Source organism: Fluviirhizobium alvei (assembly GCF_030551875.1).
Lineage (GTDB): Bacteria > Pseudomonadota > Alphaproteobacteria > Rhizobiales > Rhizobiaceae > Rhizobium_E > Rhizobium_E alvei.
The window spans coordinates 123,652-145,045 of record NZ_JAUOZU010000005.1 but is presented as its reverse complement, the minus strand read 5'-3'; the positions used below and the strand labels follow the sequence as shown (position 1 = coordinate 145,045).

The following is a 21,394-nucleotide window of genomic DNA, read 5'->3' as shown; positions in this document are numbered from 1 at the left end:
CATGATCGAACGCACCTCTTCACCCTGGACCGTTTCGACCCGTACCCGCGGCTCGCAGGTCTTGCTGATTCTCACTCTTGCGATCGTGCTTCTGGCTGCCTTGGCGCCGCTGTTTGCACCACGGGCCGTCATCCAGGATCTGTTCTTCATTCTGACCATGCTGGTGCTCGCCCAGTGCTGGAACCTGCTTGCCGGCTATGCCGGGCTTGTTTCGGTCGGTCAGCAAGCCTTTGTCGGGTTCGGAGCCTATGCGATGTTTGCCGGCGTCAGCCTGATGGGGCTTGATCCGCTTGCCGCGATCGTTCTGGGCGGTCTTGCCGCTCTTCTTCTGTCGGTGCCGACGGCCTTCTTCGTCTTTCGCCTGCATGGTGCCTATTTCGCGATCGGAACCTGGGTGATCGCCGAGGTCGTGCGGCTGTTGCTCGCGCAGTGGAAGGCGCTTGGCGGCGGCACCGGAACCTCGCTGCCCTCGGGGGCGACGCGCGACATGTTCGGTGTCCGTTTCGTGGCCGACCTGCTCGGCGTCAGGGGGCCGCAGGCAACCGACATCGTCTGCTACTGGCTGGCACTCCTGCTGACGGTGGCGACGATCGGCCTGATCTACAAGCTTCTGCGCTCCAAGCAGGGGCTCGGACTTGCCGCCGTGCGTGACAACCGCGAAGCGGCGCGCTCCGTCGGCGTCGATCCCCTCTGGACGAAGTCCTTCGTCTATCTGGTCGTGGCGTTCGTGACCGGGCTGGCCGGTGCGATCATCTATGTCCAGAAGGCCCGCATCTCGCCGGATGCCGCCTTCTCCGTCCCCGACTGGACCGCCTATGTGATCTTCATCGTGGTGATCGGCGGCATCGGTACGCTCGAGGGGCCGATCGTCGGCGTCATCGTCTTCTATCTGCTGCAGAACCTGCTCGCTGATTATGGCTCCTGGTATCTGCTTATCCTTGGCCTCATCGGGATCGCGGTCATGCTGTTTGCGCCGCGTGGCCTCTGGGGCCTCTTCACCGACAAAACCGCAATCCAGATCTTTCCTGTCCGCCGTATTCTGGCGGGCCAACGCAATGACGACCGAGGGAGTGCATGATGGCTGACATCGAAACTGACGTATTGATTATCGGAACCGGTCCGGCGGGATCGGCAACCGCCGCGCTGCTGTCAAGCTACGGCGTCGAAAACATGGCGATCAACCGCTATCGCTGGCTCGCCAATACGCCGCGCGCCCACATTACCAACCAGCGCGCCATGGAAGTGCTGCGCGATCTTGGACATGAGGTCGAAGCCGAAGCCTATCAGCAGTGCAGCCCGCAGGAAATCATGGGCGAAAACGTTTTCTGCACCGCCATCGCCGGTGAGGAACTCGGTCGCCTCAAGACCTGGGGAACCCATCCGAAATCCAAGGCTGAGCATCTGCTCTCGTCGCCGACGGAAATGAACGACCTGCCGCAGACCTTCATGGAGCCGCTGCTGTTCAAGACTGCCTGCTCGCGGGGAACGCAGGCGCGCATGTCGACCGAATATGTCAGCCACGAGCAGGATGCCGACGGTGTCACGACCACCTGTCGCGACCGGCTGACTGGCAAGGAATTCACCGTTCGCTCGAAGTTCCTCGTCGGTGCCGATGGCGGCAACTCGCTCGTGGCTCAGCATATCGGCCTGCCATTCGAGGGCAAGATGGGCGTGGCCGGCTCGATGAACATCATCTTCAAAGCCGACCTCACGCGTTATGTCGCCCACCGTCCGTCCGTGCTTTACTGGGTGCTGCAGCCCGGTTCGAATGTCGGCGGCATCGGCATGGGGCTGGTGCGCATGATCAGGCCGTGGAACGAATGGCTGATCAACTGGGGCTACGATATCAATGAAGGCGTGGCCCATGTCGACAATGCCTTTGCGGAAGGCGTCGCACGCGACCTGATCGGCGATCCGGACATCGATATCGAAATCACATCCGTTTCGACCTGGACCGTCAACAATTGCTATGCCACGCGAGCCCAAAAGGGCCGCGTCTTCTGCATGGGGGATGCGATCCATCGCCATCCGCCATCGAACGGTCTCGGCTCGAACACCTCGATCCAGGACGGTTTCAACCTCGCCTGGAAGCTTGCGATGGTGGTCAAGGGGCAGGCGGGTCCGGGACTTCTCGAAAGCTACAGCGAAGAGCGCGCGCCGGTTGCCAAGCAGATCGTCACCCGCGCCAACAAGTCGATCGAGGAATTCGGCCCGATCTTCGGCGCACTCGGCCTGCTCGATTCGATCGATCCGGTGAAGATGCAGGAGAACATGGATCGCCGCTGTGAGGATACGCCGGCGGCAGAGAACCAGCGCGCCGCGCTGCGTGAAGCGATCGCTGCAAAGGTCTATGAATTCGACGCTCATGGCGTGGAGATGAACCATCGATACCGGTCGTCGGCTGTTGCTGCTGATGGCCAACCGGAGCCCGCCTATGATCTCGATCCGGAACTGCATTTCCAGCAGACGACCTGGCCCGGCGCGCGTGTGCCGCATGCCTGGTTGTTCAACGACAACAACCAGAAACGCTCGACGCTCGATCTTTGCGGTCATGGCAAACTCACGATCCTGACCGGCATCGGCGGCAAGGGATGGGTCGATGCGGCGAAGACACTCTCGGCTGAACTCGGCCTGCCGATCGAAACCCATGTGATCGGTCCGCGCCAGAAATGGCAGGATCATTATGGCGATTGGGCCCGCGCCCGCGAGGTGGGGGATTCAGGTGTCATTCTGGTCCGACCGGACCATCACGTCGCCTGGCGCGCAGAAACCCTGGCAGCTGACCCGGAAGCGGCTCTGCGCCGCGTCCTGAAAACAATCCTGGACCGGTGAGGCGAGCATGGAAGCGTATGAAAAAGGCTATTTTACCGAGGAGAACTCGGTCGAGGTCGTCACCGGACGCAATGCCGGTGCGAAGAGCGAGCGGCTGAAGCAGGTGATGGAAGTTATCACCCGCAAGCTGCATGAGGCGGTGAAGGAACTGGAACCGACACAGGACGAATGGTTCGAAGCCATCATGTTCCTGACCAGGACCGGTCAGATGTGCAATGAATGGCGGCAGGAATTCATCCTCTTGTCGGATGTGCTCGGTGTCTCGATGCTGGTCGATGCGATCAACAATCGCAAACCTTCCGGAGCCTCCGAGAGCACCGTGCTTGGCCCGTTTCATGTGGCCAATGCGCCGGAACTGCCGATGGGGTCGAACATCTGCCTCGACAGCAAGGGCGAGGACATGGTCATCGAAGGCCGCATCCTCGATACGGAAGGCAAGCCGATTGCCAATGCTGTCATCGATGTCTGGCAGGCCAATGACGAGGGTTTCTACGACGTGCAGCAGAAGGGCATCCAGCCTGATTTCAATCTGCGCGGCGTGTTTCGTACCGGGGTCGACGGTCGTTACTGGTTCCGGGCCGTGAAGCCGAAATTCTACCCGATCCCGGACGATGGTCCCGTCGGCCAATTGCTCGGCCATCTCGGACGCCATCCTTATCGGCCGGCACACCTGCATTACATCATCAGCGCCGACGGTTTCGAAACGCTGACGACGCATATCTTCGATCCCGATGATCCCTATATCAACTCGGATGCGGTGTTCGGGGTGAAGGAAAGCCTGCTGGCCAAATTCAACAAGGTGCATGATCCGGAACGCGCCCGGACCTACGAATTCGCAGGCGAATTCTGGGACGTCACGCATGATTTCGTGCTGGCGCGGCAAAAGGCATCCTGAGAGCCTTCGCCGTACCGGCTGGATACTTGATCAGCGAATGCAGGGAGGGCGCCAACCGGCGGCCTCCCTTTGTCATTCCGGTTATTCCGCGGACTTTCGTTCGCCCATGAACGGGCCCTGGATCCAACGAATGGTCTTCTCGTGTTTTTCCACGGCGCGGCGAAGCTCGGCGAATTCCCGGCGCAGATGGCCGATGAACTTGCGGCCGGCCGGATTCGAATAGGGCCTCTTGCGCGTCATGATGCCCAGCACCCGTTCCGGCTGCGGAATGTCGACGGGAACGATGGTGATCTTGTTTTCGCCGCGAAAGGCATAGGCAACTGAATGCGGAAGCACTGCCAGTGCATCGGTTCCGGCGAGATAGTTCACAACGCTCAAGAGTGATCCACCGGCATAGCGAAGGCCGAGTTCCTCAAGCCCGAGCGTCAGGAGGATATTGTGCAGGTCGAGCACCAGGGGCGAGCCGGGGAGGGGCGCGACCCAGGGATAATTGACGATATCCTCGGTCGCGAGCGTGCGTTTGTGCACCAGCGGATGGCCGGCGCTGCAGGCCAGAACATTGCGGGCGGGCAGAATTGGTTCGAAATGGAGATCGGCGCGCAGGTCCACCGCCCCTGTCGGCGTCACCGCGAGATCGATCTGGCCCGAATCCAGTTCGGCGACGAGATCGGGATAGTTGCCGTAGGACTGATGGACCATGATGCCCGGCTCGTCGCGCTGGAACGACGCGATCATCGGCGAGACGACGGCATCCATGAAGAAGGGCACCCCGCCAATCCGCACCCGACCGGATGAGCCGGATTTGAAGCTGCGGATGATCTCCATTGCCTTTCTTGAAGAGGCGAGGATCGATTTGCCCTGTTGTCCGAGCTGTTCTCCGAGCGGGGTCGGCTGCATCGGGCGGCGGCCGGAGACGAACAAAGGCTCGCCGATGCGTTTTTCGAGAATCGAAATCGTGCGGGAAATGGCCGACTGGGTCATTCCGAGCATGGCTGCGGCTTCCGTCACACCGCCGGTTTCGATGACAGCTGCGAGCTGGACGAGATGGGCTTCAACGATCTTCATAGCAAATTGCTATAGAACGTATGAATAATGTCAATCAATAGGCGATTGTATCGGCTATAGTCCTATCGATCACGGATGATTGCTGGTTGCAGCATCGGGCCGTGGCCCCGGAAAATTGCGGTTGAGGAACCGCATCCGGACTGTGGGACTGTTTTCGGAGGAGGACAAAATGGCTCTTGTCAGCGGCTACCATCATTTGACGCTGTGCACCGATGGTGTGCAGGAAGATTACGATTTCTATACGAAGATACTCGGCCTCTATTCGGTCAAGCGCACCGTTCTCTTTGACGGTGTCATTCCCGTTTATCACCTTTATTACGGGTCGCGGAACGGCGACGCCTCGACGATCATCACCACATTCCCGTTCCGCAAGCCTGCCGTCTATGGCCGTCGCGGTACCAACCAGTCGAAGATCATCCAGCAGTCCATTCCGGTCGGTTCGGCCGATTACTGGGTCGACCGGCTGAACGGCAAGGGCATTGGCGCCACCAAGATTTCGCGTTTCGGCATCACCCGCGTTGCCTTCGCCCATCCTTGCGGCATTCCGCATGAACTGGTCGAGAGCCCGGCAGACAGCCGTCCGTCGATCGTCAACGAAGCGCAGGGCGTTTCTGCCGCCCATGGCATCAAGGGTATCTACGGTGCCGCAATCGCCGTTTTCGACCGTTCCGCGATGGACGATTTCCTCGGCATCGGGATGTCGATGAAGAAGGAAGCCGACAGCGATGAAGGCCTGATGTTCAGTGTGCCGAACACTGGCGGACCGAGCAGCATCGTCGAAGTCATTCACGAATCGAACGGTCCGCAGGGCACCTGGACGCTGGCGGGCGGCACGATCCACCATCTGGCGCTCAATACCGGCAATGAGGAAAACCAGCTCAAGCTCAAGGCGCATCTCGAGGGGCTCGGCTTCACCGATGTCTCCGACCAGAAGGATCGCAACTATTTCAAATCCTGCTATGTGCGCTCGCCCGGCGGTGCCCTGTTCGAGATTGCCTGGTCGGTCGAAGGTGGTTGGGCACTCGATGAGCCGGCCGATCAGATCGGCACCACGCTTGTGTTCCCGCCCTGGTTCGAAGATCGCAAGCAGGAACTCATAGCGGGCCTGGAACCCGCGAATTTCTGAGATCATGTCGATGGTCCACCATGATGAACCTCTCCTCCTCGGCGTTCCGCCCGGGGAGGCCCTGGTTCACTGCGTGTTCATTCACGGGCGTACCCAGACGCCCGAGGACATGCAGGAGCAGGTGATTTCCAGGCTGAAGACGAAGGATGTCGCTTTCGTTCTGCCGCGTGCGCGCGACAAGAGCTGGTATAGCGCGCGTGCGACCGAAGCGCTGACCGATGAAACCCGCCAGCAGCTCGATCATTCGATCGCCTATGTGCGAAGCCTGGTTACGGGGCTCGACGAGGGCCGCCATCAGGCCAAGCCGCTTGTGCTTGCAGGCTTCAGCCAGGGGGCTTGCCTGGCGCTCGAATATGCCATGCGGCATGGCCCCTGGAACGGCGCGATGGTGAACCTGACCGGTTGCCGGGTCGGCACTGCGACCTGCGACCGGCCCTTTGCCGATCTCGATCGACTGCCGGTCTTTCTCACGGGGTCGGACAAGGATCCGTGGATTCCCGTCGCGTCGATGGTGAGTGCCGCCGAAACGCTGGCCCGCGCCCGCGCCCGTCTTCGCTGCGATGTGCTGCCGGACCGCGCCCACGAGGTGTCGGACAGCGAAATCGCCACCTTCGATTCCATGCTGATGGATATGGCGCGCGGCTCCTGGTGGTAGGCGCGCCGCGCAAATGACCTGATGATCACTGGGCGGTTCAGTCTGCCCAATGGGCTCGGTCAGCCCCGGTCGATGATTTCGACGGCCATCTGCGCCAGCATGGGAATGGATGCTGCCATCTTGCGTCCGCGCTCAGGATCGGCGGCGTTGCCATCGAGAACCCTTCGGTTGACGCCATCGAGAATTGCGGCAAGGCGGAAGAAGTTGAACACCAGATAGTAGGACCAGTGCGGGATTTCCTGAATTCCCGCCGCTTCGCAATAGATTGCTAGATACTCGTCTTCCGTGGGAATGCCCGAAGCGGTGCGGTCGATGCCGCCAAGGCCACTGATCACCCCCTGATTGGGGAGGCGCCACTGCATGCATTGATAGGAAATGTCGGCGAAGGGGTGCCCGATGGTCGACAGTTCCCAGTCGAGGAAGCACAGAATTTCAGGCCGTGCCGGGTCGAAGATCATGTTGTCGATGCGAAAATCGCCATGCACGAGCGTGGCGCGGTCATCGGCGGGCGAGGGGGTTTCGGCAAGCCAGGCGATAACCCGATCCATATCCGGGCGCTTTTCTGTCTCGCTTGCGCGATACTGGGTCGTCCAGCGCGCGACCTGACGTTCGAAATAGCTGCCCGGCCGGCCGAAATCCCCGAGCCCGATTGTCTGGGCATCGACACGATGAAGGGACGCGAGCGCACGCGCCATCGCTTCATAATAGGCGCGGCGGTCGGAGCGGTCGATTTCGGCAAGGGCCGGGTCCCAGAAGATCCTGCCGTCGACATGTTCCATGACGTAGAATGCCGCGCCGATCACTGCGGGGTCTTCGCACAGATGGATCATGCGTGCCACCGGCACGCCGGTTCCCTTCAACGCATCCTGCACGCGGTATTCGCGTTCGATGGCGTGCGCTGACTTGAGCAGCGTGCCGAAGGGCTTGCGGCGCAGAACGGCGCGCCGATGCTCGAAATCGAGCCGGTAGGTCGGATTCGACTGGCCTCCCTTATAGCGCTGAACGCCGATCAGGCGGCCTGCCTCAGGCCAGATACCGGCAAGATAGGATCCAAGACGGGACAGGTCGAAATCAATATGCAGGCTGTCTTGCATGGTTACTTTCTTAGAGCTTCCGTGAGGTCGGAGAGGACATCGATATCGACGAAGTCGAGTATGGGATCGTCGAAAACAGCACCGGCCATGATGCAGCCGCGCTTGAAGTCATCCATGTGCTTGAGCATCCATTTGGCAGCATTTTCGGGATCGTTGGCTGCAATGGCATCATAGATGCGCTGATGGGCGGCGATCAGGCGGTCGGTCGATTGGGCAAGCCGGGTGATGACGAAGTCGCTCGAGGCATAGAGCAGCAATCCGAGCGGATCCCGGGCAAGCGTCAGGGCGCGGTTGTTGGAGGCATGGGCGATCAGCCGATGGAACTCCATGTCGATGCGGACGATCGTCTTCGGATCGTCCCGCGATACCCGGGTCTGTTCGATGTTCGCCGACAGTTCTTCGAGCAACGGCTTGGTGATGCTGTCGCAGGCGAGCCGACTGGCCAATGCTTCCAGCTCGCGCTGCACCCGCCAAAGCTCTTCCAGCGTTACCTTGTTGAGTGTGACCGACCGGATGATGTTTTCGGATGACCGGTTGGCGTTCGGTGCCGAAACGACGAGACGGCGCGCGCTGTTACGGGTGACGAGACCACTCTGCTCCAGGAGCCGAATCCCTTCGCGCACCGTTGAACGCTTCACCTGCAGGATCTCGCAGAGTTCCGCCTCCGTCGGAAGCGGCTCGTCCATTTTCAGTTCGCCTCGAAGAATGGCGTCTTCGAGCTGGTTGAAGACCTCCCTGTAGGAAGTCTGAACGACGATGGGGCGAGATTTCATGTTTCCTGTTTCTCCGCAGCTGGGTGGCCCATTGAAATATCAATCGCGCACCCCCCTTGCAACTGGTCGGCTTCTCTGATTATAGTAATATCACATTGTCAGACAAATGGACATTAGGCAACAGAAAAGCTCGTGTGACATGACGCAAACTTCAGGAAAAACTGCCGTTCTTCAGGGTCGGGGGCGTTCGGTGAAGGCGACCCACGAAACGATCGTGATTGCGATCACCGTGGCGCTCTTTGCCGGGTTTTCCGTCTTTCTGGACGGGTTTTTGTCGGCGGGGAACCTGTTCACGCTGCTGAGAAGCGTTTCGGTTCTCGGTATCCTTGGGGTCGGAATGGCCGTTGTGGTCATCAGCCGCGGGATTGACCTGTCCCTGATCGCATCGCTCGTGATCGGCGCTGGCGTCGCCATCGTCCTGTCGAGCCCGGACGGGCCGTTTGTGGGCGGGTTGCCCTTCTGGCAAGGCGCGCTGCTCGGGCTTGTCTTCGTCGTGGTGGCGACCGCCGTCACGGGCGCAATCATTGCCTACGCCGACATCCCTGCGGTCTTCACCACGCTTGCGATGGGAAGCGTGATCTATGGTGCCGGGCGGGTGCTGTTCCTGCGGTCGGAAGCCAATTACCTGCCGGAAGATGCCGGCTGGGTCTTCACGCTGGGGCGGGGACAGGTTTTCGGCCTTCCCATCTCGGTCATCTGCTTCATCTGCGTGCTGGCCCTGGCGCATCTCGTGCTACGCAAGACGGCTCTCGGCCTCTTCATCTATGCGATGGGAGACAATCCGGTCGCAGCACGGTCGGCCGGTATTCCGGCGCGTCCGGCAACGATCCTCATCTATATCTTCGCCGGTCTGGTCGCCTTTTTTGCCGGGCTCCTGACGGCGGGTGCCGTCAACAACATCAATTCCCGCATGTTCAATTCGACGCTCATCTATGACGTGCTTCTGGTCGTCGTGGTCGGCGGGATCGGGCTTTCGGGCGGGCGCGGCGGCATGAAGAATGTGCTGATTGGCACGATGCTGATCGGTACGCTGCTCAACGGCATGATTATTCTCAACATTTCCTACAACGAGCAGAGCCTGATCAAGGGAGTGATCCTTCTGCTCGCCATCCTTGCCGACACGATCCTCAATCCTCGTGACGAACAGACGAGTCAGCAAGGCGATATCTGACCAAACCGTAAACCAACTGTCATATCCTGGGAGGAAGCAATGACATCGTTCAAGACTAGACTGGCCACCATGGCGCTCGCATTCCTGTTGCCGGCAACCGCGGCGGTGCAGGCCGAAGAACTGGGGATGGCCGACCCGCAGCGCGATGCCTATTATGAGGCGCTCAAGGGCAAGAAGGTCGTCTTCGTGCCGCTCGCACTCGGCTTCGACCTGACCGACGGCTGGTATGCCGGCATGAAGAACCAGCTCGAGCCCCTCGGCATCAGCGTCGATGTGCGGGATCCGAACTGGAGCACCGAAGCCGGCTCGCGGGCCATTTCGTCGCTGATCGCCGAAAAGCCCGATGCGATCGTTGTGCATAACCCCGACGTCCAGACCTATGCCAAGCTTCTGCGCAAGGCCGAACAGGCGGGCATTCGCGTGCTGCAGATCAACATGAAGTCGGCCTATTCGACGGATGTCTTCGCCGGTGCCGACTATGTCGATATCGGTCGTCGCGCTGCCGAGGCCGTGGTGGCAAAGTGCAGCGCCGGCACGTCCGGAAAGATCGCGATCGTACAGGGTCCGCCGACGGCAGCCGCAAGCGCCTATCAGCTGCGCGGCATCTCGCAGGTCCTTGAAAAGCATCCCGAAATCACCGTCGTCTCCAACCAGGCTGCGGACTGGGATGCATCGAAGGCGCGCGCGATCACCGAAACGACGCTCCAGCAGCATCCGGATCTCTGCGGCATCATCGGCTTCTGGGACGGCATGGATGTCGGCACCGGCGCTGCGGTCAAGCAGGCCGGTCGCGACAAGGATATCTTCATCGTCACCTCCGGCGGTGGCGGCAAGGCCGGCTGCGACAATCTCAAGGATGGCGTGTTCGACCTCGATATCAGCTACGACGTCCCGGGCCAGGCCCGTGATCTGGCAAACGGCATCACAAGCCTTCTGCAGTCCAAGTCGGCTCCGGGCGAGAACAACTACTCGCTCTACACCCAGCTCCAGATGCTGACGCCGGAGACGCTGGACAAGTATCGCAACTTCGGCGCCTGCTGGACTGTCGACAGCCTCGCATCGAAGTAACGCGTCCCGAGACAAGGCGCGGCTGTCCAGGCAGCCGCTGCCATGCCCCTCACAACTATCTGAAGAGAAAACGTGGCGATGCTGGAAACCTACAGAAAGTGGCGCTATCGACTCGTGCCTGATCACATCCTTGGCGAAATCCTTTCCAAGCGGTGGATCGACAATGCAATTCCCTTTACGGCGTTGCTGCTGCTCCTGATCGGGCTCTATGTCTCCTTGCCGGGATTTTATTCCGCCTATGCGCTCGGTGATTACAGCCGCCAGTTCGCAGAACTCGGACTGGTGACGCTTGCCCTGACAATCGTGATGCTGGGCGGCGGTATCGATCTGTCGGTCGGCTCGATCTTTGCCGTTTCCAATTTCGTCGCGCTCTACTGCGTCCACGCTCTCGGCCTCGATCCCGCAACCGCCTTTGTCCTGACTGCGCTGACGGGCATCGTCTGTGGCGCCTTCAACGGCGTGCTGATCGGCTTCATGAGAATGCGCGCGTTTCTGACAACGCTCGTCTCGCTGATCATCTTCCGCGCCATCGTCGATATTCTGCTGCTGAAACACGCGGTCGAGATCTCGTCCGTGTTCCCGGAGTCCGAACTGTGGGCGGAAATCGGGGAGGGCGACCTCATCGGCATCCCCTACACGATCCTCGCAACAGCGGTGATTTTCCTTTTCACGCATATCGTCATCAGCCGCATGCGGGCTGGCTGGCATCTGGTCTCCGTCGGCGGCGCCCGCCGCTCGGCCTATAATGCCGGTATCAATGTCCGCCGCACCGTGTTCTTCACCTATGTCGTCAGCGGCCTCCTGTGCGCCATCGCGGCCTATATGTATGCCGCCCGGCTGGCCAGCACCGGCGCCGAAACCGGCATGGGCATGGAGATGGTGGCGCTGACCGCGGCCATTCTCGGCGGAACCAGCCTTGGTGGCGGTCGTGGCTCGGTGGCCAAGGCGCTTCTGGGCGGTCTGATCGTCCTGTTCCTCTCCAACGGTCTGATCCAGTTCGGCATCCAGGGCGGTGCGACGGCTCTGATTTTCGGCCTGACACTGCTTCTGTCGGTAATCGTGGAAGTGCGCTGGACCAAGAACCGCACCAAAATCCTCAACAAGGTCTATGTTTCGCCGGCCTATTCCGCGCTGCCGCCGGCCCCTGCCACCGCAGCCGACAGCGGCTCGCCCTATGCCCAGAACAACCGCTTGCGCGAAGTGGAACTGATCGGTCTTGGCGATGTCGAGGGTCCGGAAGACGTGATCCTCGATGCCAGCGACAATCTCTATACCGGCACCCGGCAGGGCGATATCGTACGCTTCTTCGCACCAGATTATCGTCGGCATGAAGTCTTTGCCCATATCGGCGGCCACCCGTTGGGCATGGCCTTCGACAAAGAGGGCAATCTGGTGACCTGCGTCGGCGGAATGGGCGTCTATGCGGTGTCGCCGGACGGAGACGTCCGCAAGGTGACGGACCAGACCAACCGTTCGCTGACCTCGATCATCGACGATTCCCGTCTCAGCCTCGCCGACGACCTCGATATCGCTCACGACGGCCGGATCTTCTTTTCCGAAGCCACCAAGCGTTACGACCTGCACAACTGGCCGGTCGATGCTCTGGAAAGCCGCGGCAACGGTCGTATCGTCTGCTACGATCCGCGGACGAACCGCACCCGAACCGTCCTGTCCGGACTGGTCTTTCCAAACGGCATCTGCATGAGCCGTGACAACAAGTCCTTCCTCTTTGCCGAAACCTGGGCCTGCCGCATCTCGCGCTACTGGTTCGACGGGCCCAAGGCGGGCAAGGTCGAGGTGGTGATCGACAATCTTCCCGGCTATCCCGACAATATCAATCGTGCTTCGGACGGCGGCTACTGGCTGGCACTCGTGGGCATGCGCGGTCCTGCGCTCGACCTGGCGCTCAAGATGCCGGACTACCGCAAGCGGATGTCGCGCCGGGTCTCCGGTTCGAACTGGCTGTTTCCGAACATCAATACCGGCTGTATCCTGAAGTTCACCGAAACCGGCGAGGTGGTTACCTCGTTGTGGGATCTGGGGGGCGTCAATCATCCGATGGTGACGTCCATGCGTGAGCACAAGGGCTACCTTTATCTCGGCGGCATCTCCAACAACAGGATCGGAAAATACAGACTGTCCGACGCCGATCAGGCTTGGCAGGGAATGAAGTCCTACTGGGGAGACATGCGATGATTGGTGCCATCCGACGTTACGCCGATCATGTCTTCGGACGCGGGGATGCCAGCATTTTCGTGCCCGTCATGGACGGCCCGCTGAAGGCAAACGAGCGGCTCGATGGCTGCGAGGCGCTCCATCGTATCGATGCGGTCGACAATCTGACCGCCACCGCAGATGGGCTCCTTGCCAGCTCTGGCGCAAAGCTTCTGCGGCTTACGGGGACGATCTCCGAAACCGTCACCAAGTTCGACAATGCCATCTCGGCTCTGGCGGTGGCGCCGGACGGACGTCTCGCCGTTGGTCTCGACGACGGGCGCGTTCTTGTCTTTTCCTCGCCCGGTGGCGAACAGCTTGCCCGGATCGATGTGTCCTGTCCGACGGCACTGCTCTTCCTGCAGGATGGTCGTCTGGCGATCGCCAGCGGCTCGCCGAAGAACACACCGGCCCATTGGAGCCGCGATCTTATGAGCCATGGTACGACCGGGCGGGTGCTCATCTGGACAGCGGGTGCTGCGACCCCGGTGGAACTGGCCCGGGACCTTGCCTGGCCCTACGGCTTGGCGGTCGGCCCGGATGGCAAACTGATCGTTTCCGAGAGCTGGCTGCATCGCCTGGTGCTGGTCGATCCGCAACAGCCGGGCGCGGCCCCCAAACCGACGCCACTTCGTCGGTTGCCGGGCTATCCGTCGCGGATCGTTCCGGCAAAGGGCGGCGGCTATTGGCTGAGCATCTTTGCGCCCCGCAATCAGCTCGTCGAGTTCACCCTGGCCGAAAAGGAATATCTCCAACGCATGCTGGCGACCGTGCCGGAAGAGTTCTGGGTGGCGCCGAAGCTCCGTTCGGGCGGTGATTTCCGCGAAGTGCTGCAAGGGGGCGGTGTCAAGCAGATGGGCGTCCTCAAGCCCTGGGCGCCGAGCCTGTCCTACGGGCTGGTCGTTCGCCTCGATCAGGACTTGCGGCCGCGTTCGAGCCTGCATAGCCGCGCGAACGGTCGCGTGCACGGGATCACGAGCGTTGCGACAGCCGATCTTGGCGGCGAACCGCATCTGTGGATCGGCGCCAAAGGCGATGGCGTCGTTCTGGCCTTACCGGAAGCGGAGATCTGACATGAGCAAGACACCGATCATCGAAATCCGTGGCGGCCGGAAAGAGTTCCACGGTGCCGTGGCCAACGAGGACATCAACTTCCGTCTCATGGCGGGCGAGATCCACTCGTTGCTCGGCGAGAACGGGGCCGGAAAGTCCACCATGACCAAGGTGATGGCGGGCGTCTACCAGCTTTCCTCGGGCACGCTGCTTCTGGATGGCAAGGAGGTGACGTTCCGTTCGCCTGCCGAGGCGCTCTCGCAGGGCATTGCCATGGTCTATCAGGAAAACAGCCTGGTGCCGACCATGTCGGTTGCCCAGAATATCTATCTCGGCGACGAGAAACTGTTCAACGGCCTGCGCAAGCTCAATATTGCGGCCCAGCAGTTCCTCCAGTCGCTGAATTTCCACGTCAACCCGACGCACTATGTCTCCGAACTCGGTGCCGCCCAGCGCCAGATGGTGGAGATTGCGCGCGCCGTTCACCACAAGGCGCGGGTGATCATCTTCGACGAACCGACTGCCACGCTCACGCCGGAGGAGAAACACCATTTCTTCAGCCTGGTGCGACGCCTGAAGAAAAGTGGCGTGTCGGTGATCTTCATCTCGCATGCGCTTGAGGAAGCACTCAGCCTATCGGACTCGATCACCGTCCTGCGCGACGGGCGCATCGTCGATGGCGGCCCCTGCGCCGAGTTTGATCGCAGCCGCATCGTCAAGGCCATGATTGGCCGCGACCTGTCGGAGTCCGCCTATGCCAATCTCGACAAGCGCGAGGTGCGGCAACGTCCGGCGGGCGAACGTTCCCTCAGTGTCGAAAACATCTCCATGGGTGTCGCCGTTCGCAACGCGTCCTTCTCGCTCTTTGCCGGGCAGGTGACGGGCGTTTTCGGTCTGATCGGCTCTGGCCGTACCGAAATGATGAAGGTGGTGGCGGGCATTTACAAACGCGACCTGTTCCATGGCGGCAACATCTATCTCGACGGCAGGCCGGTTCGCTATCGCGTGCCGGGACCTGCGGTTGCGGATGGCATCGTCTATGTCACCGAAGACCGCAAGATCGAGGGTTTCTTCGAAACGATGACGATCGGCCAGAACATCCAGGTGGGCGACACCGTCGCCAACCGCAGCATGTGGAACATCATCGATTACCGCAGCGCCCGGACGCTGGCCGAGCACTGGATCAAGCGGCTGAATATCCGCGCGATCAGCAGCGATGCCAAGGTCATCGAGCTTTCGGGCGGCAATCAGCAGAAGGTCGTCATCGCCAAATCGCTGACCAAGAAGCCGAAGCTGGTCATCTTTGACGAGCCGACGCGCGGGGTGGATGTCGGGGCCATCCGCGAAATCCATGAATTCATCGAACAGCTGGCAGACGAGGGCATCGCGGTTGTCGTCGTGTCGTCCTACCTGCCGGAAATCCTCACCCTGTCAGACCGCATCCTTGTCGCGCGGCAGGGCCAGATTGTGGAGGAGTTCGAAGCCAAGGATGCCAGCGAAGAGAAGATCATCTTTGCCGCCGTTCACTGACACCGTTGGCATGGAAGAAAATCGACGGTCGGGGAGGGAGCGCCGGTGCCACCGGCGCCCGACGGGCAATGCGGGAAGGAGCATATGATGGCCGGTATCGCGCCAGGCGAAGTCGCCTTGCAACGGGAAACCCATTTCGGCGACAGATCGCTTCTTTGCCTGTCCCCACGGCCTCAAAACATGCGCGCCATTTTCGATGCGGCGGTGCGGTCCGCCCCGGATCGCGAAGCGGTTCGCGACGTTGACCGGGCGCTGACCTATGCCGCGCTCGATCGGGAGGCGGAGCAGTTTGCTTCCGCCTTGCGTGCGGCAGGCCTTCAAGCCGGTGACCGGATTGCGCTCAACACCGGAAACCGGATCGAGTTCGTTGTCGGTCTCGTCGCATGTTTCAAGGCCGGCTTCATCGCCATGCCGGTCGGCCACCGCCATCGCCGGGCCGAACTGGGCGGGCTCTATCGCGATGCCGGCGTCAGCGCCGTGCTCTGCGACGCGGAAACCGCGGCAGAACAACCTGATCAGATCGAGGTTCCCTCGCTCGGGCTCCGCATCGGGGTTGGCGTCGAGGTCGAAGGCGGCACGAACTATGCGGCCTTTCTGGCAACCGGCAAGGATGCTCGCCCCTTCGGGGCGCCCGCGATCGATGAGGACGCCTGTGCCGTTCTGATGTACACATCGGGCACGACGGGCCGGCCGAAAGGGGCCAAGATCACGCATCTCGGCATGGTGCACAGCGTCCTGCATTACCAGATGGTCTTCGAGCTCGCAGAAGGCGAAGCCACGGTTCTGGCGGTGCCCTGCACGCATGTGACGGGACTGGGCGCGCAGATCCTGGTCATGTTCGGCTGTGCCGGCACGCTGATCATGATGCCGCATTTCGAGACGACCCGCTTCGTCGAACTGGCCACAGAACATGCCATGACCTACACGATCATGGTCCCGGCCATGTATGCGCTTCTGCTGCATCGGCAGGCGCTCAAGGCCGGCATGCTGCCGGATTGGCGCATCGGCGCCTTTGGCGGCGCGCCGATGCCGGAAGCGATCAAGCAAGGCATGGCCGACATGCTGCCGCGGCTCAGCCTTCACAACGCCTATGGTGCCACCGAGACAACGTCACCCACGACGCTGGTTCCGCTCGGCACATCGGTTTCAAACGACAGCGTCGGTCGTGCCGTGCCCTGCGGCGAGTTGCGGATCGTTGACGAAGAGGGTCGCGATGTTGGCGAGGGTGAGCAGGGAGAACTCTGGATCAAGGGCCCGATGGTGGTGCCGGGCTATTGGCAAAATCCCGAGGCAGATGCCGCATCCTTCGAGCAGGGCTACTGGAAATCCGGCGATGTCGCGAGCCGCGACGCGGACGGCTTCATCCGCATTCACGACCGCAAGAAGGATATGATCAATCGCGGCGGCTACAAGATCTTCAGTGCGGAGATCGAAAATCTGCTGATGGAAATGAAGGGTGTGCGGGAAGCCGCCCTGGTTCCCTATCCCTGTGCGGTTTTGGGCGAGCGCGGCCATATGTTCGTTGTTGCCGGCGATGGTAATGGAGCGGTCACAGCTGACGATCTGCGGGCTTTCCTGGCGGCTCGCGTGGCCGACTACAAGGTGCCGGACCGGTTCACGATCCGTAGCGAACCGCTGCCGCGGAACGTGAACGGCAAACTGGTGAAGACCCTGCTGCGACAGGAGGCCATGCGTGACACGTGAGAATGATGAGGCCCGGTTTGCGGGCAAGGTTGTCCTGATCACCGGTGCTGTGGGTGGCCTCGGGCGCAAGATCGCCAGCGATTTCGCCGAAGAGGGCGCGAGCCTGCTTATGTCCGATCGGGATGGTGGAGCACTGGAAGCGCTTGCCGGCGAACTCCAGTCTATGGGGGCGGCGGTTGCGATCTCAGTCGGCGACGTCACGCGCGAGGCCACCGCGGAAGCCATGGTTGCGACGGCGCTCGCGACCTTCGGCAGGCTGGATATTGCCGTCAACAATGCCGGCATTGCCTCTTCCTTTACGCGGCTTGCCGACACCGGGCCGGAGGAGGCCGAACGGATCCTTGCGGTCAATGTTCTCGGCGTCATCCATGCCATGCGGCATGAACTCCGGGTGATGAGCGAGGCCTTTTCCCACACCGGGCAGCACAGTGCCATCGTCAATATGGCATCGGTCGCGGGTCTGGTCGGGGCGCCGAATCTTGCGGTTTATGCGGCGTCGAAACATGCGGTGATCGGGCTCACACGATCGAGCGCACTGGAATATGCCCGTCGCGGCATTCGCATCAATGCCGTCTGCCCCTCATTCGTGCGCACGCCCATGCTCGCTGCAATCACGGCCGGGCAGGCACATCCCGATACCGAGGGGCTGGCCCAGGGCGTTCCCATGCGGCGCCTTGCCGAACCGGACGAGATTTCGATCGCGGTGCGGTTCGCGGCCGATCCACGCAACAGTTTCATGACAGGACAGGCGCTCGGAATCGATGGCGGCCTGACCGCAATGTAGGAACCTTTCAGAGAGAAGAGGATGTTCGGATGGAATTTGGATACTCGGATCGTTGCAATGCGCTGAGGCAGCAATTGACGGAGTTCATGGAGGAGCATGTGATCCCCCGGGATCGGCTCTGGCACAAGGAAGTCAAGGCTGGCCAGTATCCGGTCTCCTTCATGGAGGATCTCAAGGCGCTTGCCAAATCGCAAGGGCTCTGGAACCTGTTTCTGCCGTCCTTGCGCGAGGACGAGCCCGGTCAGGGCCTGAGCAACCTCGATTATGCGCCGCTCGCCGAAATTATGGGGCGGGTCTTCTGGTCGTCGGAAGTCTTCAACTGCAATGCGCCTGACACCGGCAACATGGAGCTTCTGCACATGTTTGCCACGCCGGCGCAATACGAGGCCTGGCTGAAACCGCTTCTGGCCGGCGAGATCCGCTCCGCCTTCTGCATGACCGAGCCTGACGTGGCTTCCTCGGATGCCACCAATATCCAGACCAGCATCCGTCGCGATGGCGATGACTATGTCATCAACGGCCGCAAGTGGTTCATCACCAACGCGGCGCATCCGAACTGCAAAATCATGATCGTTATGGGCAAGACCGATCCGGACGCCGAGCCGCATCGGCAGCAGAGCATGGTTCTGGTGCCGCGCGATACGCCGGGCGTGACCATTGTGCGCAACATCAACATTCTCAACCACTTCTCGCCCGAGGGCCATTGCGAAGTGCGGTTTGAAAATGTCCGCGTTCCGGCCGAAAACCTGCTGGGTACGGAAGGCGACGGGTTCATGATGGCGCAGGCGCGCCTGGGGCCGGGCCGCATCCACCATTGCATGCGCTCGATCGGCCAGACCGAAGTGGCCTTCGATCTGATGTGCGACCGGGTGCAGGAACGCAAGACCTTCGGCCGCCATCTGGCCGAGCGCGATACGATCCTCGAATGGATCGCCCGTTCGCGCGTTGCCATCGAACAGGCCCGTCTTCTGGTTCTGAAAACCGCCTGGATGATCGATCAGGGCGGCGCACGCTCCGCGCGCAAGGAAATCTCGATGATCAAGACGCTGATCCCGCAGATGCAGTGCGAGGTTACCGATCGCGCCATCCAGGCCTTCGGCGCCATGGGGCTCAGCCCCGACACACCGCTCGGCGACATCTTCACCTGGGGTCGCGCCCTGCGGCTGATCGACGGACCCGATGAGGTACATCTGCGCTCGATCGGCAAGATGGAGTTGAAGGAGCGCGGCAAGAACCTCGGCCAGTCGCTCAAATATCTCTATACGGAATGATGATCCCGACCGACCGTCCTCTCCAACCGGTATCATTCCATGGTGCCGGTTGACGTGCATCCGGTTCGCGACGCGCCAGGCTTACGGTGGAGCAGGCAATGTATGTTCGATTGTCGCCATCTTCACGGAGGCGTGGATCGAAATGGGTACACCCAACGCCATCGAACCGCAGACCTATCCGCCCGCCATGCGCACCACTCTCGACAACGGCAAAGAGTAGTGTCGGATCGAGGAACTGTTCCCGTAGGATTATTCGGTGGTATAAACGTGCCTGAATGTCGCTGCCGACCAAACTGGATCACTGGCAATCAGGCAGCGGGCGCATCTATCGTGGCCGCTCCAAGAAAGTCTGTAAACGAGCAACATACAACCTCAATCTGCTCTTCAGCGTAAGTTGTTGCCGATGTCATGGCATCGTGAGGAACACGTACTAAAGGAGGGTTGCTTGGATCACCAGCCTTGGCATTCAGATAATAGTAATCGCCTGACCCTAACAAGCACATGCCAACTGGGATGTATCCCAACTTTGTTACGACGATCCCGGGGTAAGCGTCGAATGCCTCACTCAACATCTGGGTTGTATTCATCATCTGAACTTCAGCACCAAACCCCGACAAGTCGTGGTCTTCCGAGAGCGCGAACGAGACGCCACACAGCGGAAACGATTGAAGTAGAGCAACATAGGTTTCCAGGGCTATTCCCTGGTGAAGCTTAGACAAGAGCTGCTTCCCGTCCGCCTCTGAAATGGAGCTTCCATATAGCGGCAATTGATGATCCGCCAAATAGTCGACAACGCTCATCTGGGACCCCACGGAACTGACATTCACGATCGAAGCAGCGAACGCGTTCGTAGCCCAGCTCCAGAACTTGATCAAGTTCAGCTGTTTTTGCCCCGAAATCCAATGTGCAGGCGCAACACACCCAGTCTGGAGGATGAAATTCCATCGGCCCACCAGCCAGCCAACATGCGTGTCAGCGCCGCATCGCTTACTATGAATTGAAGAGCTGGTCGCCCCCTCACAGATGCGCGGTTCGAAAGTCAGAAACGCCGGTTTCAGAGCCGGGGGCCGGTGGGATCGAAGAGGAGGCAGTCGGACGGGTCGATCCAGAGAGAGACGCGGCTGCCTGCCTGGGGCCGGTCCGGGCGGCGCCATTCGGCAATCAGGCTGTCGTCGCCGTCGCGCTGGGAATAGAGGTAGGAGACATTGCCGAGCTGTTCGGTGACATCGCAGCGCAGCGAGACCGGAATGGTGGTGCCCGCAGCATTGTCCGAACGGAAATGCTCGGGGCGGATGCCGACCAGGATCCCGGCCGGAAGATCGGCTGCGCCATTGCGTGGCGCTATCGCCATCTCGGCGATGCCGAGCGAGGGGATGGAGACGAGCGCGCTGCCATTGGCCCCGCGACCGACAAGTGTAGCGGGCACGAAGTTCATTTTCGGCGAGCCGATGAAGCCGGCCACGAAAAGATTGTCGGGATTGGCGTAAAGTTCCATCGGCGCGCCGACCTGTTCGACATGGCCGGCCCGCAGCACGACAATGCGGCTGGCAAGCGTCATGGCTTCCACCTGGTCATGGGTGACATAGACCATCGTGGCGCCGATGGTCGCATGCAGCTTGGCGATTTCGAGCCGCATGCGCACCCTCAGTTCCGCGTCGAGATTGGAGAGCGGCTCGTCGAACAGGAAGATCTTGGGATTGCGCACGATGGCGCGACCGATGGCGACACGCTGGCGCTGGCCGCCCGAGAGTGCTTTCGGCTTACGCTGAAGATAGGGTTCGAGATGCAGGATTTCAGCAGCCCGGCGCACGATCTGCTGGCGCTCGCCTTTGGGAATGCCGGCCATTTCGAGCCCGAAGCCCATATTCTCCTCAACCGTCATGTGCGGATAGAGCGCATAGGACTGAAACACCATGGCAATGCCGCGCCTGGACGGATCGGTGTTGGTGACATCGATGCCATCGATCTCGATCGCGCCGCTTGAAACCTGTTCGAGGCCGGCAATCATGCGCAGGAGGGTGGATTTGCCGCAGCCGGAGGGACCGACAAACACCACGAACTCACCGGTGCCGAAGCGGAGATCGACGCCCTTGATGATCTCGGTCGAGCCGAAGGACTTCCTGACATTGCTGAGCTTCAATTCGGCCATGGGTGCCTAT

18 protein-coding genes are annotated in these 21,394 nt (G+C 60.9%); 13 read left to right on the top strand and 5 right to left on the bottom strand.

Features of this window, described 5'->3' with window-relative positions; translation table 11 throughout:
• The first annotated feature begins 1 nt into the window (after nt 1).
• From Q4481_RS05460 to Q4481_RS05450, 3 genes are read left to right on the top strand one after another with little or no spacing between them, the layout of a single operon-like run.
• Nucleotides 2-1,078 carry a branched-chain amino acid ABC transporter permease gene (locus Q4481_RS05460; protein ID WP_377352964.1) on the top strand — a complete coding sequence of 359 codons (1,077 nt, stop codon included), beginning with the start codon at nt 2-4 and terminating at the stop codon, nt 1,076-1,078.
• Nucleotides 1,078-2,832, top strand: a complete 1,755-nt coding sequence (locus Q4481_RS05455) for an FAD-dependent oxidoreductase (RefSeq protein WP_304375306.1) — start codon at nt 1,078-1,080, stop codon at nt 2,830-2,832. Before Q4481_RS05460 ends, Q4481_RS05455 begins: the two co-directional genes overlap by 1 nt.
• A 7-nt stretch (nt 2,833-2,839) precedes the next feature.
• A complete protein-coding gene (locus Q4481_RS05450; RefSeq protein WP_304375305.1) occupies nt 2,840-3,727 on the top strand; it encodes an intradiol ring-cleavage dioxygenase in 888 nt (295 codons plus the stop codon).
• 81 nt (nt 3,728-3,808) lie between these two features.
• On the opposite strand, the gene Q4481_RS05445 is transcribed toward Q4481_RS05450, so the two are convergent.
• Nucleotides 3,809-4,792 carry a LysR family transcriptional regulator gene (locus tag Q4481_RS05445; RefSeq protein WP_304375304.1) on the bottom strand — a complete coding sequence of 328 codons (984 nt, stop codon included), beginning with the start codon at nt 4,790-4,792 and terminating at the stop codon, nt 3,809-3,811.
• A 169-nt stretch (nt 4,793-4,961) separates the two neighbouring features.
• Between Q4481_RS05445 and Q4481_RS05440 the strand changes: the two genes are divergently transcribed.
• Nucleotides 4,962-5,918: a VOC family protein gene (locus Q4481_RS05440; protein WP_304375303.1), complete on the top strand. Its 957-nt coding sequence runs from the start codon at nt 4,962-4,964 to the stop codon at nt 5,916-5,918.
• Nucleotides 5,919-5,922: 4 nt separating this feature from the next.
• A complete protein-coding gene (locus Q4481_RS05435; RefSeq protein WP_304375302.1) occupies nt 5,923-6,573 on the top strand; it encodes an alpha/beta hydrolase in 651 nt (216 codons plus the stop codon).
• Nucleotides 6,574-6,632: 59 nt separating this feature from the next.
• On the opposite strand, the gene Q4481_RS05430 is transcribed toward Q4481_RS05435, so the two are convergent.
• Nucleotides 6,633-7,667, bottom strand: coding sequence for a phosphotransferase family protein (locus Q4481_RS05430; protein WP_304375301.1), 1,035 nt, complete (start codon nt 7,665-7,667; stop codon nt 6,633-6,635).
• 2 nt (nt 7,668-7,669) lie between these two features.
• Nucleotides 7,670-8,440, bottom strand: coding sequence for a FadR/GntR family transcriptional regulator (locus Q4481_RS05425; RefSeq protein WP_304375300.1), 771 nt, complete (start codon nt 8,438-8,440; stop codon nt 7,670-7,672).
• A 190-nt stretch (nt 8,441-8,630) separates the two neighbouring features.
• Between Q4481_RS05425 and Q4481_RS05420 the strand changes: the two genes are divergently transcribed.
• The 8 genes from Q4481_RS05420 (at nt 8,631) to Q4481_RS05385 (ending at nt 19,235) form a co-directional block, all read left to right on the top strand.
• Nucleotides 8,631-9,611, top strand: coding sequence for an ABC transporter permease (locus Q4481_RS05420; protein WP_304375299.1), 981 nt, complete (start codon nt 8,631-8,633; stop codon nt 9,609-9,611).
• 39 nt (nt 9,612-9,650) lie between these two features.
• Nucleotides 9,651-10,679: a sugar ABC transporter substrate-binding protein gene (locus Q4481_RS05415; RefSeq protein WP_304375298.1), complete on the top strand. Its 1,029-nt coding sequence runs from the start codon at nt 9,651-9,653 to the stop codon at nt 10,677-10,679.
• A gap of 78 nt (nt 10,680-10,757) precedes the next feature.
• Nucleotides 10,758-12,875: an ABC transporter permease gene (locus Q4481_RS05410; protein ID WP_304375494.1), complete on the top strand. Its 2,118-nt coding sequence runs from the start codon at nt 10,758-10,760 to the stop codon at nt 12,873-12,875.
• Nucleotides 12,872-13,966, top strand: coding sequence for a WD40 repeat domain-containing protein (locus Q4481_RS05405; protein ID WP_304375297.1), 1,095 nt, complete (start codon nt 12,872-12,874; stop codon nt 13,964-13,966). The genes Q4481_RS05410 and Q4481_RS05405 overlap by 4 nt, the downstream gene beginning before the upstream one ends.
• A gap of 1 nt (nt 13,967) precedes the next feature.
• A complete protein-coding gene (locus Q4481_RS05400) occupies nt 13,968-15,476 on the top strand; it encodes a sugar ABC transporter ATP-binding protein (protein ID WP_304375296.1) in 1,509 nt (502 codons plus the stop codon).
• A gap of 87 nt (nt 15,477-15,563) precedes the next feature.
• Nucleotides 15,564-17,180 (top strand): class I adenylate-forming enzyme family protein, encoded by a 1,617-nt coding sequence (locus tag Q4481_RS05395; RefSeq protein ID WP_304375295.1) that lies wholly within the window; start codon nt 15,564-15,566, stop codon nt 17,178-17,180.
• The gene (locus tag Q4481_RS05390; protein ID WP_304375294.1) at nt 17,170-17,964 is read left to right on the top strand and encodes an SDR family NAD(P)-dependent oxidoreductase; all 795 of its coding nucleotides are present in this window, start codon (nt 17,170-17,172) and stop codon (nt 17,962-17,964) included. The genes Q4481_RS05395 and Q4481_RS05390 overlap by 11 nt, the downstream gene beginning before the upstream one ends.
• A 29-nt stretch (nt 17,965-17,993) precedes the next feature.
• Entirely contained in the window at nt 17,994-19,235 is a 1,242-nt protein-coding gene (locus Q4481_RS05385) for an acyl-CoA dehydrogenase family protein (protein ID WP_304375293.1), read from the top strand.
• Nucleotides 19,236-19,543: 308 nt separating this feature from the next.
• Here Q4481_RS05385 and Q4481_RS05380 read toward each other — a convergent pair whose 3' ends face one another.
• Both Q4481_RS05380 and Q4481_RS05375 read right to left on the bottom strand, forming a co-directional pair.
• Entirely contained in the window at nt 19,544-20,035 is a 492-nt protein-coding gene (locus Q4481_RS05380) for a hypothetical protein (RefSeq protein ID WP_304375292.1), read from the bottom strand.
• A 254-nt stretch (nt 20,036-20,289) separates the two neighbouring features.
• Nucleotides 20,290-21,384 (bottom strand): ABC transporter ATP-binding protein, encoded by a 1,095-nt coding sequence (locus tag Q4481_RS05375; protein ID WP_304375291.1) that lies wholly within the window; start codon nt 21,382-21,384, stop codon nt 20,290-20,292.
• Nucleotides 21,385-21,394: the final 10 nt, after the last annotated feature.

Excerpts from the sequence above, each read along its gene's own strand:
- Q4481_RS05445 (WP_304375304.1), bottom strand. The coding sequence starts at position 4,792 with ATGAAGATCGTTGAAGCCCATCTCGTCCAGCTCGCAGCTGTCATCGAA.
- Q4481_RS05430 (WP_304375301.1), bottom strand. The coding sequence starts at position 7,667 with ATGCAAGACAGCCTGCATATTGATTTCGACCTGTCCCGTCTTGGATCC.
- Q4481_RS05435 (WP_304375302.1), top strand. The coding sequence starts at position 5,923 with ATGTCGATGGTCCACCATGATGAACCTCTCCTCCTCGGCGTTCCGCCC.
- Q4481_RS05405 (WP_304375297.1), top strand. The coding sequence starts at position 12,872 with ATGATTGGTGCCATCCGACGTTACGCCGATCATGTCTTCGGACGCGGG.
- Q4481_RS05410 (WP_304375494.1), top strand. The coding sequence starts at position 10,758 with ATGCTGGAAACCTACAGAAAGTGGCGCTATCGACTCGTGCCTGATCAC.
- Q4481_RS05425 (WP_304375300.1), bottom strand. The coding sequence starts at position 8,440 with ATGAAATCTCGCCCCATCGTCGTTCAGACTTCCTACAGGGAGGTCTTC.
- Q4481_RS05455 (WP_304375306.1), top strand. The coding sequence starts at position 1,078 with ATGGCTGACATCGAAACTGACGTATTGATTATCGGAACCGGTCCGGCG.
- Q4481_RS05385 (WP_304375293.1), top strand. The coding sequence starts at position 17,994 with ATGGAATTTGGATACTCGGATCGTTGCAATGCGCTGAGGCAGCAATTG.
- Q4481_RS05450 (WP_304375305.1), top strand. The coding sequence starts at position 2,840 with ATGGAAGCGTATGAAAAAGGCTATTTTACCGAGGAGAACTCGGTCGAG.
- Q4481_RS05375 (WP_304375291.1), bottom strand. The coding sequence starts at position 21,384 with ATGGCCGAATTGAAGCTCAGCAATGTCAGGAAGTCCTTCGGCTCGACC.
- Q4481_RS05395 (WP_304375295.1), top strand. The coding sequence starts at position 15,564 with ATGGCCGGTATCGCGCCAGGCGAAGTCGCCTTGCAACGGGAAACCCAT.
- Q4481_RS05440 (WP_304375303.1), top strand. The coding sequence starts at position 4,962 with ATGGCTCTTGTCAGCGGCTACCATCATTTGACGCTGTGCACCGATGGT.
- Q4481_RS05400 (WP_304375296.1), top strand. The coding sequence starts at position 13,968 with ATGAGCAAGACACCGATCATCGAAATCCGTGGCGGCCGGAAAGAGTTC.
- Q4481_RS05415 (WP_304375298.1), top strand. The coding sequence starts at position 9,651 with ATGACATCGTTCAAGACTAGACTGGCCACCATGGCGCTCGCATTCCTG.
- Q4481_RS05460 (WP_377352964.1), top strand. The coding sequence starts at position 2 with ATGATCGAACGCACCTCTTCACCCTGGACCGTTTCGACCCGTACCCGC.
- Q4481_RS05380 (WP_304375292.1), bottom strand. The coding sequence starts at position 20,035 with ATGAGCGTTGTCGACTATTTGGCGGATCATCAATTGCCGCTATATGGA.